Below are 14,616 nucleotides of genomic sequence, written 5' to 3' on the forward strand. Positions count from 1 at the left end.
AGCATTAAAGAAAGAGAAAATAAAATATGATTTAGGCCTAAGTATCGATTAGGGTGTTCCATTTAATCCCCCCCCCCAGGAGGGGAGAAGATATTGGCCTGCGTATTGAGGAATTACAGCACTCAATTTCATAGCGCTTGCCCATCAATAGAGAGCTGCCCTGCATCTGTTTCGCTATTGTCTGTTGCGCTATTATCAGTTGAAGCCTCAGATACGTCTTCCTCCGTTGACTCCTCTATGGCTTCAGGGGCCTCGAAAGATGTTTCCTCTACAGCCTGTTCACCTGGAAAGATGATGTCGGTGGTATCTTCAAAGAAGATAATCGGTTCCTCAGGTTCCAAGGCAGATTCCTGTTGTTGTTCTGGAGCAATGTCTTGCAAGCCAAAGCCATCGAACAGGCTATTAATCTTGGCTGACACACCTATATAAAACCCACTGGCTGTGCGATTTACACCAAAGTCGTCATCGTAGGCACCGCCGCCACTGTAGCCTCCATAGATGCGCATATCAGGTGTGGGATAATAACCCGCTTCGAGAGCATAGCCAATCTCACTGTAGTCTCCAAGACCACCAAACCATCGGGCTTCACCACTAATATCCCAGCTGTACCCTAACCGATACGTCGCCCTCATCTGAGCTAAGTGTAAGTTGTTGTTAGAAACAAAGTCACCACCCACATCTGCTGGTAGATTAATGCGGGTCTGGGTTGTGCGGAAGGCATATTTGCCGTAGAGTTCCCAACGCCAGTTGGGGGTATAGAGAGCTTCTGCTGAGAATAAATGTTCAGAGGTATCAATGCTGCGACCAAATAGAGCGTTAGTGGGTAACGTGTTGGGGTTGATGCGATGCTCGTAACGGAGTAAGGCATTAAATCGGTCGTCGTTAGGGTCACGATACGCTAAACCCAGTTTCAGGTTGCTGGTGGTGCCAATGTTGCTGATGCGCTGGTTTGCAGCTCTATTCAGTTGGTAATTGAACAGAGCGCTGACGGCTGGTGTTAATCGTCCTACAGCTGAGGCATTCAGAACGGTATTGGTGCCCTGGGAAGAGTCACGGTGCTCAAAGCGGGCACTGGCTTGTAGGTCTGGGTTGTCTGTATAGGATAGTCCAACACTATAGGTATTAGCATTGATGATACCGAGGGACGAGCCACCTGTACCTACAGCAAAGGGCTGACTAAATTGAGACCCTGCGGCTGTACCACCGAAGATGCTATTAAACGTGCGTTCGTAGCCTAAATCAAGCCGTAATCCAGGGGCTAGATTAAAGCCATGCTCAATCCCGACAGCTCCACCCAGGTGCTGCCCATCAATGCTGCTAAAGCGTCCTCGCAACGTGGTGTCTTTGCCCAATGAATGTTCTCCAGAGAGATCAACAATGGTGTAGGAGTCGCGATCGCTAAAGCCATTGTCACCATAAAAGATTTGTCCCAATCCCAAATTAATGCCAGGCATCACTTCCCAATCGAGACCAAAATAGGTGCGACTTGGGTAAAGCGGATCGCTATCGGAGGAGAGATTCAGTTCATTTTGGGCGCGCAGTGTTAACTTATCGGTTAAATGGGTGGTTAGTCGGGTACGCAGTTGATCGGAACTAGCGCTTAAGCGATCGGGGTTAGTGCGGTCAGTGCGATCGCGATGAATCCAGTCAAACTCCAGATTGCTATTGCCTAGCCGCTGTGCCAGACCTAATGAGTAAGTGGTGAGGGAGTTATCCACCCGTCTGCCGGGTACCGGTTCTTGGCCTGGTTCTAACAAATCTTCGAGATTGATTAATGGCCGCGGTGCTACCCCATCGTTATCTTCATGGTCAAACTGGGCACGAATCGTCGTATTTCTGCTGACTTTGAAATTAGCTTGGGCACCGTATCGGGTTTGTCCGGGCACAAAGCTAGTGGTGGCAGCGTTGGTAAAGCCTGAATCAGTAGAACGCCAATAGGCCCGACCATTTAACCAGTCACCCACTGTGCCATCTAACTCGACGCGATAGGCGGAACCACTAATGGGACCAGACAGGTCAAAATCACTTTCTGAATGGGCAATCTCCGCCACCAGACGACTGCTTTCTCCCAGGGAGAACTGGGCATCGGCACCAAATAAGGTAAAGTCTCGATTTCCCTGGTTTTCTCGCAGATAGGATGCGCCGAACCAGGATTCTTGATTGAGTGTACGATCAAAATTGTACTGTAGTCGCCCAGCCAGAATATTAGTATCTGTGTCGTCCCCTTCAAACTGATAGGTGACCACAATGCGGCGTAACAACACTGTACCAAATTCACCAATTGCCGTTTGGGTGACTGGATCGTCAAATAACAGAGTGCCGCGATCATAGTCGATATCATAATCTGTGTTGCGATAGAGCCGCTCTCGATCGACAATGGTACCAGGTCGATCGAGTTCTTCGGTTTCGATATAGACTTGTTCACTACCGGAAATGACTAGCCGCCGTGAGAGAAAATAAAGACCACTGGTGCCATCTGGAACAATCGTATCGCGTTGGAATCCTTCAACATTATCGCCATACAGACCGGTAATGGCCAGATCACCCAGGTTATAGTTCAGCTTAAAACCATGGAGCTGTCGAGGGGTAGAGGTAAATAGCTGGGATGAGTTAGCAAACTCTTCGGTGTTATAGTCCCCCCACATAATGTAGTCAGCAGTTGCATCTTCAACTGGTGATGTTCGTTCTAAACGCAAGTACAAATTGTCGGTGGAAGGGGTGGTAACATCCATTGTGGAGTCATCACCGTAAACAGGGTAAAGATTATTACAGCTGCCTGAACTTTGACGGAACAGAGCTGTTTCACCACGACAGTCTTCATTCAGAGCGCGATCGCTATTAAAGGCCCCCGTCAACAACCACTCACCCAGGTTGCCCATGGTAAAGAGAGAGGCATCTAGATCAAGGCTGTAGTTGTTATCTCCATCTGGGGGTAAGAAGTCCCGTAGACTGCTGTGGAAGTTAGTGCCCCGTGCCCCCCATCTCAAGTCAACAATACCAGTGGCAATACTGGGACGTTGGGGAGTGATGAACTGCACCTGGTTAAAGGCTTCCAGACCATTGGTGGTGGCCTGTAATTGGACCATATGGGACTCCAGCGATGATTGTAACTCTGCTGAGAAGCGTCCTCCTTTGGCTTCTACCTGGAATCCTGGCTGATCCGGGGCATGGTCTACACCGACAAATTCACCATCAGTAGATTCAAGAGTAACGATGGCATCCCAGTTAGAGACATTGCCATGGCTGTCGATTAAGCGACCTTGTAGTGTAGCCGTCGATCGTCCATCTGCTGGAATCTGCGATTCCCGAGAGCGAAGCGTCATCTCTACCGGAGCACCTCTGACTTCTACATCAGTCGACTGTAATATGCTCCCATCACCAGGATGTACTACTGTGATCGTATTGTTACCCTCTGCCAGGGCAACACCATACCAGGTCTGGGTGACTAGACCTGTAGTGGGGTTAGACTCTGTCCGACCAATGAGATCGTTGCTAACTGCCTTATCATTTACCTGTAACTGAATATCAGCCGTAGTTGGAAAGCGAACAATAACTGTGATTGCAGGGACATCTACAACACTGCCCACCGTTGGATTTAAGATTTCGATCTGATCGCTAGAAACAGCTTGGGATAGAGCTGGACTAGGTCCAATCAGATCTTCTATGTCTGATTGTTCTGAAACAGTCACATCTGTCTCAGGGGGCGTTGGAGAAAATGGCGCAGGTTCAACGGTCTCAGGTATCTCTGTAGAAGATGGTTTAGCTTCAACGGAAGGTGAGGTTGAGAATTGTGGCCTAATTGGAGTTAGGGATGGAGGAGCTTCAATGTTTATGTTTTGGGACTCTACCACCGACTGTGTTTGGGACTCTGCCGATTGCTCGTCTGATTCTTGGTCATCTGACTCCTGATTATCAGCCAGAACTGTAGGCGATATCTCAGGGGAGGATGAGTTAGAAAACTGAGGAATGCCCGAGATTAATGATGGGAAGACTAATGTGGCCGTGTTACCGCTTTCTGGAGCTGTGCTGCGAAGAGATAACCCGAGCACATCAGTACCTGTTTTGAGGGATGAGAACTTTGGCTCTAAAAATGTTTCAGGACCTGTAATTTTTTGCATATCTCTATGGAGAGAGATAGCTGCAAAACTGCTAGGAACAGCTTCATAAGCTGAATTAGGTGAAACAGGCTCAGGTATATCCTGTGAGGCATAGGCCCAACTATCAACTGATACTGCTGATAAGGCAACTGAGCTAGCTAAAACGCTCCAATAGTAAACTTTAGGGTGGCGAGTTAATGGCATTATTTAGCTTCCTCCTGGAACGTGGGCGTGACGCCAAAGTTCATGCGTACCATGCCACCGGGAGCAATATTCACCATCCGAGACTGGCTGTTGCGTTCGTTAAAGTAAAGGTTGGGGGCCAGGGTATAACCAGGTAAACTTGTTAAATCTAGAACTCCGCTGCGAGTGCCCGGTAACATACACTCTACGGAGTACAAACCATCGGCGTCGGTAACAATCCGATTGCCATCATCTAAGAAGACCACGGCATTGGGGATACCAGCTTCACCTGGCTGTTGTTCCCCATCAAAGTTTTTATCAACAAAGACGCGACCAATTAACGTGGCACAATCTGTGAGAATGCCTGGGTCGATGACGAGTCGATGAATGCTGGGACCATCTTGCACAAAGAATTGATTGTCACTACGTTCAGCGGAGACAGAGGCGGAGTTTTCGCCATCACCACGCAACGCATCGGGAGTAACGCGAACAGCGTAGAGGACGCTCATGCTTTCATCAACTGGTAAAGGTGTTGTAGTTGTGAAGATGATTTCAGAACCCGATGCTTGAGCATCCAGCGCAACAGTTTGTTCGTTGAGCACGCCTGTGACGGATTCTGGAATTAGTTGAAATCCTTGGGGGAGGATGTCCTCAACGGTAATGGATTCGAGCTCAATATCAGTTAGATTTCGTAACTCTAACCGATAAACAACAGTATCGCCTGGTTGAGCTGCAGCTCGGTCAGCTGTTTTTGTAATGCTAACTTGGTTAGGATCGCACATCACCATGCCAAGGGCCAGGGAAAATAAGTTCAACCCTTGAGTCTCAGCATTAAAGACTTCAACAACTGTTTCGCTAACTTGGCTACCGCCGCTAGTTCCGATGGGAATGCCATCTAACGCGGTTGCAGTATACCGAATAATGGAGTTGTTAACACCACCAGTGCTGGTGACAAGTTCTAACCTGATACGACGCTGGGGGAAAACAGAATCTGCTGGTGGATTGACAACAAGAATATATTGAGCATCCGTGCTGGTTTGGGTTAAACCTGCATTGATCGGACTTTGCAAGGGGGTATCAGGATCAAATAAGAAGTTATATTGTCCGGCATCGGCATTGGTTAAGAAAAAGGGATTGCTGTTCTCTATGTTGGGGGCTTTACCGCCAGGAGTTCCATTGTTTTCAATGTCGGGAACCTCTGTACCAGTGAGTGGAACAATGGGACCTAACTCTAAACCACTAGCATCGGGCTCATATAGAGCAACGGAGAAACCATCATAGTTAGGTAACAATTCTCCGTTACAGCCTAAAATTTGCCCCAGTGGATCGATCAAGCTTGCAGTTTCAACAGCAACCTCTGCAGATGTGCCACCAAGAGAGATGTTGCGCTCAGCATCTCTATAACTAAAAGTAGCCCGATTATTGATTTCAGCAGCTCTTGCGATCGCAATAAATGGTGCCTGACCAAAGCTGCCTGCCAATAAGACAGCTATCATTCGATGCATCCAGTTGCGCCAAGCACCTGGTTTGGGTTTAGGTGGTTGGGATAACTTCATTTTTAGCCTCAAACCTGATGAATATTTAAAGAACTAGCGGTAATTGCAGTTGTTACTTGGTGCAAATTTGCCAGGGAGCACTGATGCGATCGCAACAAGATTTATAGAGTAAGCACGACAATTTTTAAGGGCTTATGCCCTTCATGCATGTTTGCAATCTTGTCAGACACTTTTAGGAAAGGACTAGCTGGCTGAACATGTCATAGAAATCTTGGCTGTTAGACCCCGATATCCCAGACTGTGCCATGACGTGAGCTTTCGACCTGGGCTCAAGTCGAAGGGCTCAGCTGAACTACACAAGGCACAGCCCATAAAAAATGGTCTATCTTGAATCGGGTTTAAGGAATTTACAAAATCCTGGTTACTTGTCCCCGATCTCGCAGAGCAATCACAAGGAATGACCTCTACGAAATTGTCCATTTTGAACTGGGTTTACTGAATTTGGATTTGGTATCAGAAACCAAGTACTCACCTATCCTGCTAGGAAGAATACCTTGCTCAATGTCTAAGATGTGCAGTCTATCTTCTGAGAGTAACTGAATGGCAGAGATTCCTTTGACCTCAGGGGTTAATCGTCAAAGGTAAAACTGTTAATAAGTTCTTCAGAGAGATATGGGTAGCAATAGAATCCCTAATTGATTCTCCTGTAATAATGAGAGTATTGCTCGATGTAGAAGAATCGTTCTGGAATGAAAGATTTTGTAGGAGGAGAGTTTTTAACTCTCCTCCTCAAGTTTGAGGTTACTGAACCTTCACGTTATAGAATGCCTTGACGGCCTGAGCAGAAGCGAGATCGTCGCTCAAGTTCCACTGGACATGGGTATACATATCGGCAGGGGCAGGCTGTTCTTCAACCGTACCATCGGGCAATGTGACTTCGACCATGGGCTCAGCCACAAAGCTCTCGCCACCATCGATACTGTAGACAATCTCGGCATTGCCATTAACCTCAGCAGAATTCAGCTCATAAACAGTCTGAGCAGGAATAGGCTGAGTAATGGACAATCCTTTGGCTTCTACATCACCGGAGTTAGAACCATCTACGGTATAGCGTAGAACATCATTAGGCTGAACCGTGACCTTACCTTCAAGGGCTTCCCAAGATGTGGTCTCTTGGCCATTGGCATTGAGCTCCACAATCTGCTTTTCAGCACTGAGGGTCAGTTTGACCTCGGGACGTAGAACAGCCTGGACAATAGCATCGGTAACATCTTGCAATTGTGCCAACACTGGCTGATTCATTGCAAATGGGACTGTTCCCACCAAGGCAAGGGCACTTAAGCCCAAGAACAAACGCTTCTTTGCAAAAAGACGCTGCATCATAATTACTCTCGTTTAACTTCAAAGATTTTGCAAGGTTCAAGGTTTGACCTTGGAGCAAGGGCTAAGCTCTATTAGATCATTCCCTTGCTCCAGGGAATGCATCAGGCTTAGTTAATACGACGCTCAAACTCAACGTAGCCAGTCTCTAAGGGCTCAATATCACCTTCAATATCAAAGGCATATTTAGTGCTGTCTGTGTTGTAAGACGTCCCTGAGATTTCAGTCGTTGGTGTAGCCGTGTCTGGGTTAAAGGCTGGATTACCAGTCGTGCCGCCGCCGTCGCACACTGGACCACCACTGTAGAACACGACACTGCCTGTGGAGCCATCGTCTAGATTAGTTAAATCCACGGAGCTGGGAACATGACGAGTATCCAGGTCGCCATTTATGTCATTGTCAAAGGCCCAGTTATTGGCGTCTGCAACTGCACCGGAACAACCCAACTCAGTGCCATCCTCAAGGATAGTCAGGTCAGAGGCTGTCAATAGTACGTTGCCCTGCATGGGTGCAATCTCAGTTTCAGAGATATTACGGTAAGTCACCCGATAGCGGATATGGTTACCAGGGGCAGGATTACCCGAGACTGCGGGACCATCTCCCTGAACCACCTGAGCAGTCTTTACTAGCTCCAGGAAGCCTGTGTAAACACGGTCGATGGTGACGTTGGTGGTGGTTGATGCATCTAAACCGGTATCAATGCTAGCTGGATCACTCGGATCGGTGACCTCAGAAACGCCGACAAAGGTGGCTTCAATGGGTACGGGGAAGCTATCGAGCTCGTCGATATTCGTGGGATCGTTGGGTAGATCTACCTCAACACCGTAGTCAAATTCGTCGTCACCACCGGGAACACCATCATCGGCCCGTAGGGGAACAATTATATCTGGGTCGGCTGGATTGCTCTTAGACCAGGTGCCAGTGGGCTCATCGTACTCGTATTCAACCCGAGTACCATCAGGAGCGATAATTGTGGCTGTCGTCTCATCGGGTAAGTCGGATGGATCCTGAGGTGCAATGGGCTCTAAACGGACCCAACCATCTTCAGTGGTGTTGACTGCCGGATCGGGGTCAGTATCGTTATTGGCTACCGTATTGGTAAAGGACACAACCGGTGGATCACCATCAGAATAGGGTGCAGACTTATTGGTAAAGTCATCGTTGGTGCCAGTGGGACCCACTGCATCAGGGGCACCGTCAGGACCATTCAGGATATCGGGCTCAGGTTCTGATACCAGGGTGACAATGATAGCTTCACCATCACCGTCGGTGTTATCTCCGGTGTTGTCATCACCGGGAACGGTGGGGGTGTCACTACCGGGGTCTACGCCTTTCTCTAGGAGATCAGAAGGATCGCCAATGTGGCCATCGTCTGGTGTGAAGCCCTCTGGTAGAGGTGTGCTGGGGTCATCAATCACTTCAGGATTAAAGTCACTGAAGGTATCCGTATCAGGATCGTAGTTACTGGGGGTGTCATCACCAGATTCATCCAGTACGGGGAAGCTGAGGGACTCATCTTCTGGTGTTAATGGATCATCTACTGCACCAGAACCGACAACCTGGGCAATGTTAGCAACGGTCAAAGGTGTGGCGGTGGGGTCAACGCCGTCAGCCACAACTGTGATTGTGAACCCAGTTACTGCAGGATCGGTGATTGCGATCGCTGTGTTAGCAGGTCCGATGAAACCGACACGTGTTGTTGCCGCTGCACCTGGATCAGCAATGGTCCAAGTCGCCTCAAGGGCTGTATCAGTAAGCGGATCGGAGATGTCACTGGTGGAATAAACAACAGTCCAGCCACCAGGCGCGGTTGCGCTTTGTAGTGATGTGCCAACTGGAATGGCATCAGACACTAACACATGCTTATCTGGCAATCCATTAATGCTGATGGGCTGTAGATCCGCTGCGATCGCATCACTGCCTGTTGGCATAGAAGCCTGATCTAAAACATCAACTTCCAGGTTGTAGGTAATGGTGTCGTCCGTTGGACTCGCCCCATTAACGGTATGGCTACCGATAGACTTCTTAATCTCAACCAAAGGCTGCTGCAGAGGATCTTCACCAATGGTAATTTCACCCGTGGCACTGGCTTCACGCTCACCGTTAGCCGGAGCATCAGGCCCTGCTTCAGAACCGGTTTGACCAGGATCATTGCTGTCTAATGGATCAAGGTGTACACCTGGAGTATTAGTCGAATTCGCAGCATCAGTTGCATCGTTATCATCGGTGAAGACGCTACCACCAGAGGAATCGTAGGGTTGGTTTTGACCGTTACCAGGAGTGTCACCATAGGTCACGGTAACAATATCATCATCTTGGGCACTGGTGGAAACCTGAACAATTACTTGGACATCAAAAGACTCACCCGGTTGGACATCTTCAATATCTGTCCGATTGCTAATCGTTTCTGTTGCAGGGTCGAAATTTCCGTCCTTGTTAAGGTCGGCAACAATGCTAACCACACTGTCTACGGGACCAGTGAAACCTGCTACCGCAGGTAAACTAATGTCAGTTTCGTCGTTACCTACGTTAGTAATTTCAAAAATATACTCTAATTGTTCACCAGGTCCCGGTGGATCTGCATCTGGAGTAACTTCTTGCGCAGCCGTGTTAACAACCGTGATACCCGCAATCTCAGCGACTTCAACCGTTACTGTGTTAGACGTAGAGGTTTGCGGTGTGCCATCGGGATCACGATAGGTGGCAGTAGCAGTGTTACTAATTTGTGTGCCAGCAGCAGTCCCTTCTGCCAACACAATACCCACTAGGTTAAACACACCGCCAATGGCCAGTGCGGATGCAATAACTGGCTTGCAAAGCTGCCAGCTGAGTCTCTTAGAACTTCTATGCTTTGTCATTATTTCTGAGAACCAATGAATAAATTGAGCAGGTTAGAGAACCACTTTCTTGAAATCAGCGGGTTCGCATGGGGGACGGCGGCATTGGGAAAAACCAAAAATATTCAATGTGAGGGGCCACTAAGGAGTTTTTAGCTAAATTCACTAAAACTCAAAGGATAAACACAAGAGTTTTAGTAACCCAATGCTTAAAGTCTTCCAAGATCTACTAATAGCTGATTCTATTTTTTAAGAGATCTTTCAGGAAGTGTTTTAAGCTTCTTTATGTAAACAAAAAGATTTTTCAGGCATGATTTTCTTGGTAAAAGAGTTGGGATTTTATCTCGCTCTTAAAAGTCTTTTTGTTTGCCCGCATATCTTGGATACCCTTTTTGTAAGGTTTATAGCTAAGTCACATCACTCATTTTTACAGTTGGCTTTAGGAGGATTTACATATGTTCCTGGTGCTTCCAGAAAGAAAGATCTTTCTTTTTTGAATAATAAAATTGGAGGGTTTGTGTAATTGCTCAGTCACCACACAGATATTTGTTTGAGAGGGGCTTTAAAGAAGTATTTTATCTCTGAAAATCTACGTAAAAAGCGAGATGGGGATAATTACCCCCATCTCGCTGATGCGACTATTTTGAGTGTAGTGCTATCTCAATCGACCTCAAATGGCGGCAAGCTCACAACATAGCGATAGCCATGGTTCTGAGAGCCTTGAATAGCAATCTCACCACCGTGGATATCAGTCAGTTGCTGACTCATCAGCAGACCTAATTCTTGGCGTGTGTCGGCCTTGGTAGACTCGTTTGGCAAGTCGTTTACATTTAGTGGGGAAAGCTCTTCTACGATTTCAAACCCATAGCTGGGTTCCAGAGGGTTGATCGACGGCAGGATATCATTCTGTCGACCCCAATCAATAACCGCCTGAGGTAGATCTTCCCCGAGCCACGGGTTAGCAACCCATGCCGCTAGTGTTAAACGATTATCCTTGCGAGAAATATGCAAGCGTACAGTACTACCACTGGTTGATGCTTTGGCAATACTCAGAATGAGATGGTAAAGCAGTTGTTTGATGATACGTTTGTCGAGAACCCAAATACGTGAGCCTGGTTCCACTGTTAGGGAAAAGCTTATGTCTTGCTTTTTAACGCTTGACTCAATAGGCTGCAAGCTTTGTTGAGCTAACATTTCAATATCTACGGGAGCAAGCAATAGCTCACAGGATTGATGCTCTAGTGTTCCCAGTTCTATAATTTCATTGGTTAGCGACAATAGACTTTGGCTGCTGTTTAAAACAACGTTTGCATATTCTTGTTGTTTCTCAGTGAGTGGCCCATAAATCTCCCGGCTTAACATACTGGCCATGCCAGTAATGGCTGTTAATGGGTTACGTAAATTCTGGGTGAGTTGAGATATCAAGTCTGTCCGCAGAATTTCAATGCGGTCATAACGTTGTTTGTCTATAGATGACAGATGACTGTTGTTTGCAATCTGTTGAACTTTGCCATCCTTTAACCAACACTGCTTTTCATATTCACTCATGGCCCATCGGGCATTGAGTTCTAGTAATGCTAGATCTTGTTGCGTGTATTCGCGTGGCATGATATCCATTACTTCTAAAGTGCCAATGCAGCATCTTTCAGAAGTCATCAGTGGTACCCCCAGATACGCTTGAACACCATACTTTTGCACTAGCAGACTTTGGCTAAAGGCCGGATGCTGAGTCACGTCTGATAGCGTTAGCGATTGGGCGCTGTCAACTACTTGAATGCCAAATGATTCGGCCTTAGGGAGTTCACGGGTGGCTGCCAGCTGATTCATCAAGCCCAGGCTGGATAGCCCCATGGTTGCCTTAAAGATCTGGTGCTTTCTGTCAAATACGCTGACCAGGCATATGGGGGCTGCTAATAGTCGGGAAACGCTTTGGGTGGCTTCTTCGAAAATAGGAATTGGGTTTGAGTCATTCAGCTTGAGCTGTTCAAGCATACTCAACCGCATCTGTTCTCGGACTATTGGTGACGTTCCATCCAGCGAACATACGGGACGAGGACCAAGGGATTTGGTTGGTTGATTGGTTGTTCCAGCTGGGGTCACGCCGTAGTGCATTGCGATACTACTAAAAAAGAAATCGTGTGACTACATCGTTCCCAAGGAACTGTTCTGCTCAACGTTAAACATTGCTGTAACAAATGATTTGCATATGTTGATGCTGATTTTTGAAGAACTCTTTAAGTCGATACAATCTACGAGACTGTATGAAAGAAACTATTAAGTATGCTGACTGATTGCATTAAGCCTTCTAGGTTTTTGGGCCTTTGAGGCAGTTTCCTACCAAGCTTTAAGAAGTTTTATGGGGCATGCATAGTTGGAATATGGCTATCAAGGGGGATTTGCCTGGTGCGGAATGCAACTTTGGAGGTAGCCCTCAATTATACAGTTGCTCTAGCTGTTGCTAATCAGTGAATGGATTTTGAAACGATGGAGTAATCCTGGGGCATTGGGTTAGAGTGGTATAGCCTGTTTAGAGTCTTAAAGCTCAAGCATTAAATCTGTTGATGTCAACATCGTTAGGACGTTTACTATGCAGCCTGCCCTTACCGTCGGTGCTCTTTTGCAAAATCGATACCGTATTGTCCGGTTGCTGGGTCAGGGTGGCTTTGGGCGCACCTATCTAACAAAAGACCAAGGACGCTTTGATGAAGAGTGCGTTATTAAGGAATTTATGCCTCCTGGCGGTAGCGATCGCTTTTCTAGTAAGGCCGCTCAGTTATTTCAGCGAGAGGCTGAGATCCTTTATCAGATTAGCCACCCACAAATTCCTCAGTTTCGTGCCAGCTTTGAGCAAGACCAGCGTTTGTTTTTAGTTCAAGATCATATTGAAGGCTTAACTTACCGCGAAATTCTGCAACAGCGTCCAGGACAGGCATTTTCAGAGACAGAAATACGTGCTTTTTTGGGCCAGCTCCTACCTGTTCTGCTTCATATCCATGACAGGGGGATTATTCATCGTGATATCAGTCCTGACAATATTATTTTGCGACGCAGTGACCAAAAGCCTGTGCTGATTGACTTTGGTGTTGTTAAGGAGGTGGTCACTCGGTTGCAGACGGGCACGACGTCAGTTCAGGCGACAACGGTGGGTAAAGCAGGATACGCTCCTAGTGAGCAGCTACAGTCAGGACGAGCCTATCCCAGCAGCGACCTGTATGCTTTGGCGGTAACGGTTTTGGTCTTAATGACGGGAAAAGAACCCCATGAGCTTTTTGATGACGGTAGTTTGAGTTGGAACTGGCGACCATTTTCCCAGGTCAGTGATCAGCTGGCTGCTGTTTTAGATAAGGCTCTGAGCTATCGTCCTAGCGATCGCTATCAATCGGCTGGTGAAATGATGCAGGCACTTCGGGGTGAAACGGCTGTGGCTAACCCCCCTCAAGCGGCTATGCCTAAGGCGACAAATCTGCCAATTTCTGAAATGCGTACAGTAGCAGTGGGTAGACCTGTGGCGACTATGGGAACAACGGGACGTACTGCTACACCGGCATCTCCATCTAAAACTCGGGTAGTCACGTCTCCAAAGCGTCAGGAGACCTTGGATAATCCATTGGTTCTGGTGGCGCTATTTTTGGGAGCGACGATTCTAGCTGGAGTAGGAGGCTGGGCTGTTGTCAACTATGTGTTAAAGCCAGCTCCACCGGATGTATCCCAAAATGAGGTACAACCATTACCTTTCCCAGAGGATTTAGAGGAGCAGACTGATCAACCTGAAACTCAGCAACCTGAACCGCTGGACCCTCCTGATGATGGGCCAACTGATTTCACGACTGCCCTGGGTTTAGATGTCGGCGATCAGCAAACTGTTGAAGGGGATATTAAAAGAGGCGAAACCGTTAACTATCAGATAGATGGTAAGGCGGGTCAAACCCTGCAGGCAACAATTGAGGGGGAAGGCGTCGTATTTTCGGTTTTGGATGCTGAGGGGAATGAGCTGCGAGATGCTCGTCAGATATTGGACTGGGAAGGTGAGTTTCCGGAAGATGGTTTGTACACACTGCAGGTGCAGACAACTCGGGGTACTGATCAAGGAGCCTTTGAATTGGGGGTTGCGTTGGCAAGGGCTGTTGGTGATGGTGCCGACGGGGGCGATGATGATGAGCAGCCAACAGATGCAGACCCTTCTGAGAATGAGGAGACTACGAATGAGGGCGATCAGCCACCTGCGGACGATAATGGTGACGGGGAAGATGTGCAAGAGCAAGTGTCTACCCAGCGGGTTCAGTTTTCAGATGGGGAGACCGGTACTGTACTGGCTAATGAGGTAGGGCCAGGGCGAGTGCAGCGCTATGTGGTGAATGCTCAACAAGGGCAGATTATTACGGTGAAAATCGCCCAGGCCAGTGGTCCGGTGACCTTTGATGTATCTTTCCCTGGTGGTGAGCCGATTGCCGATGCTGAAGGAGTGTTGTATTGGAACAGTTATCTGCCTTTAGGGGGAGATTATGCTATCGATGTAAAATCTGGCAGCACATCAGAATTTAAACTGGATGTTCAGATTGTTGGGCAGGGAACTGAGAGTCCCTAGAAGAATTATTACCTGCCAAGGTAGATTAAAGAAGAAAT

At 47.6% G+C, this 14,616-nt stretch carries 6 protein-coding genes; 1 reads left to right on the forward strand and 5 read right to left on the reverse strand.

Going from position 1 to position 14,616, the window contains the following annotated elements; genetic code table 11:
- Positions 1-128 precede the first annotated feature (128 nt).
- The 5 genes from N836_RS61765 to N836_RS61790 form a co-directional block, all read right to left on the reverse strand.
- Positions 129-4,301, reverse strand: coding sequence for a hypothetical protein (locus N836_RS61765; RefSeq protein WP_023074839.1), 4,173 nt, complete (start codon positions 4,299-4,301; stop codon positions 129-131).
- Positions 4,301-5,836 (reverse strand): DUF11 domain-containing protein, encoded by a 1,536-nt coding sequence (locus N836_RS61770; RefSeq protein ID WP_023074840.1) that lies wholly within the window; start codon positions 5,834-5,836, stop codon positions 4,301-4,303. Before N836_RS61770 ends, N836_RS61765 begins: the two co-directional genes overlap by 1 nt.
- A 741-nt stretch (positions 5,837-6,577) precedes the next feature.
- Positions 6,578-7,159 (reverse strand): hypothetical protein, encoded by a 582-nt coding sequence (locus tag N836_RS61775; RefSeq protein WP_031293568.1) that lies wholly within the window; start codon positions 7,157-7,159, stop codon positions 6,578-6,580.
- A 107-nt stretch (positions 7,160-7,266) separates the two neighbouring features.
- Positions 7,267-10,014: a DUF7925 domain-containing protein gene (locus N836_RS61780; protein ID WP_023074842.1), complete on the reverse strand. Its 2,748-nt coding sequence runs from the start codon at positions 10,012-10,014 to the stop codon at positions 7,267-7,269.
- Between the two features lie 639 nt (positions 10,015-10,653).
- Positions 10,654-12,105 (reverse strand): GAF domain-containing sensor histidine kinase, encoded by a 1,452-nt coding sequence (locus tag N836_RS61790; protein ID WP_031293569.1) that lies wholly within the window; start codon positions 12,103-12,105, stop codon positions 10,654-10,656.
- A gap of 475 nt (positions 12,106-12,580) precedes the next feature.
- Between N836_RS61790 and N836_RS61795 the strand changes: the two genes are divergently transcribed.
- On the forward strand, positions 12,581-14,578 hold the full coding sequence (locus N836_RS61795; protein WP_023074845.1) for a serine/threonine-protein kinase: 1,998 nt from the start codon (positions 12,581-12,583) through the stop codon (positions 14,576-14,578).
- The last annotated feature ends 38 nt before the right edge of the window (positions 14,579-14,616 follow it).

This window comes from Leptolyngbya sp. Heron Island J (assembly GCF_000482245.1).
GTDB lineage: Bacteria > Cyanobacteriota > Cyanobacteriia > Phormidesmidales > Phormidesmidaceae > Leptothoe.

Bases quoted from the DNA above. Each gene is read 5' to 3' on its own strand.
- N836_RS61765 (WP_023074839.1), bottom strand. From the start codon at position 4,301: ATGCCATTAACTCGCCACCCTAAAGTTTACTATTGGAGCGTTTTAGCT.
- N836_RS61770 (WP_023074840.1), bottom strand. From the start codon at position 5,836: ATGAAGTTATCCCAACCACCTAAACCCAAACCAGGTGCTTGGCGCAAC.
- N836_RS61775 (WP_031293568.1), bottom strand. From the start codon at position 7,159: ATGATGCAGCGTCTTTTTGCAAAGAAGCGTTTGTTCTTGGGCTTAAGT.
- N836_RS61780 (WP_023074842.1), bottom strand. From the start codon at position 10,014: ATGACAAAGCATAGAAGTTCTAAGAGACTCAGCTGGCAGCTTTGCAAG.
- N836_RS61790 (WP_031293569.1), bottom strand. From the start codon at position 12,105: ATGCACTACGGCGTGACCCCAGCTGGAACAACCAATCAACCAACCAAA.
- N836_RS61795 (WP_023074845.1), top strand. From the start codon at position 12,581: ATGCAGCCTGCCCTTACCGTCGGTGCTCTTTTGCAAAATCGATACCGT.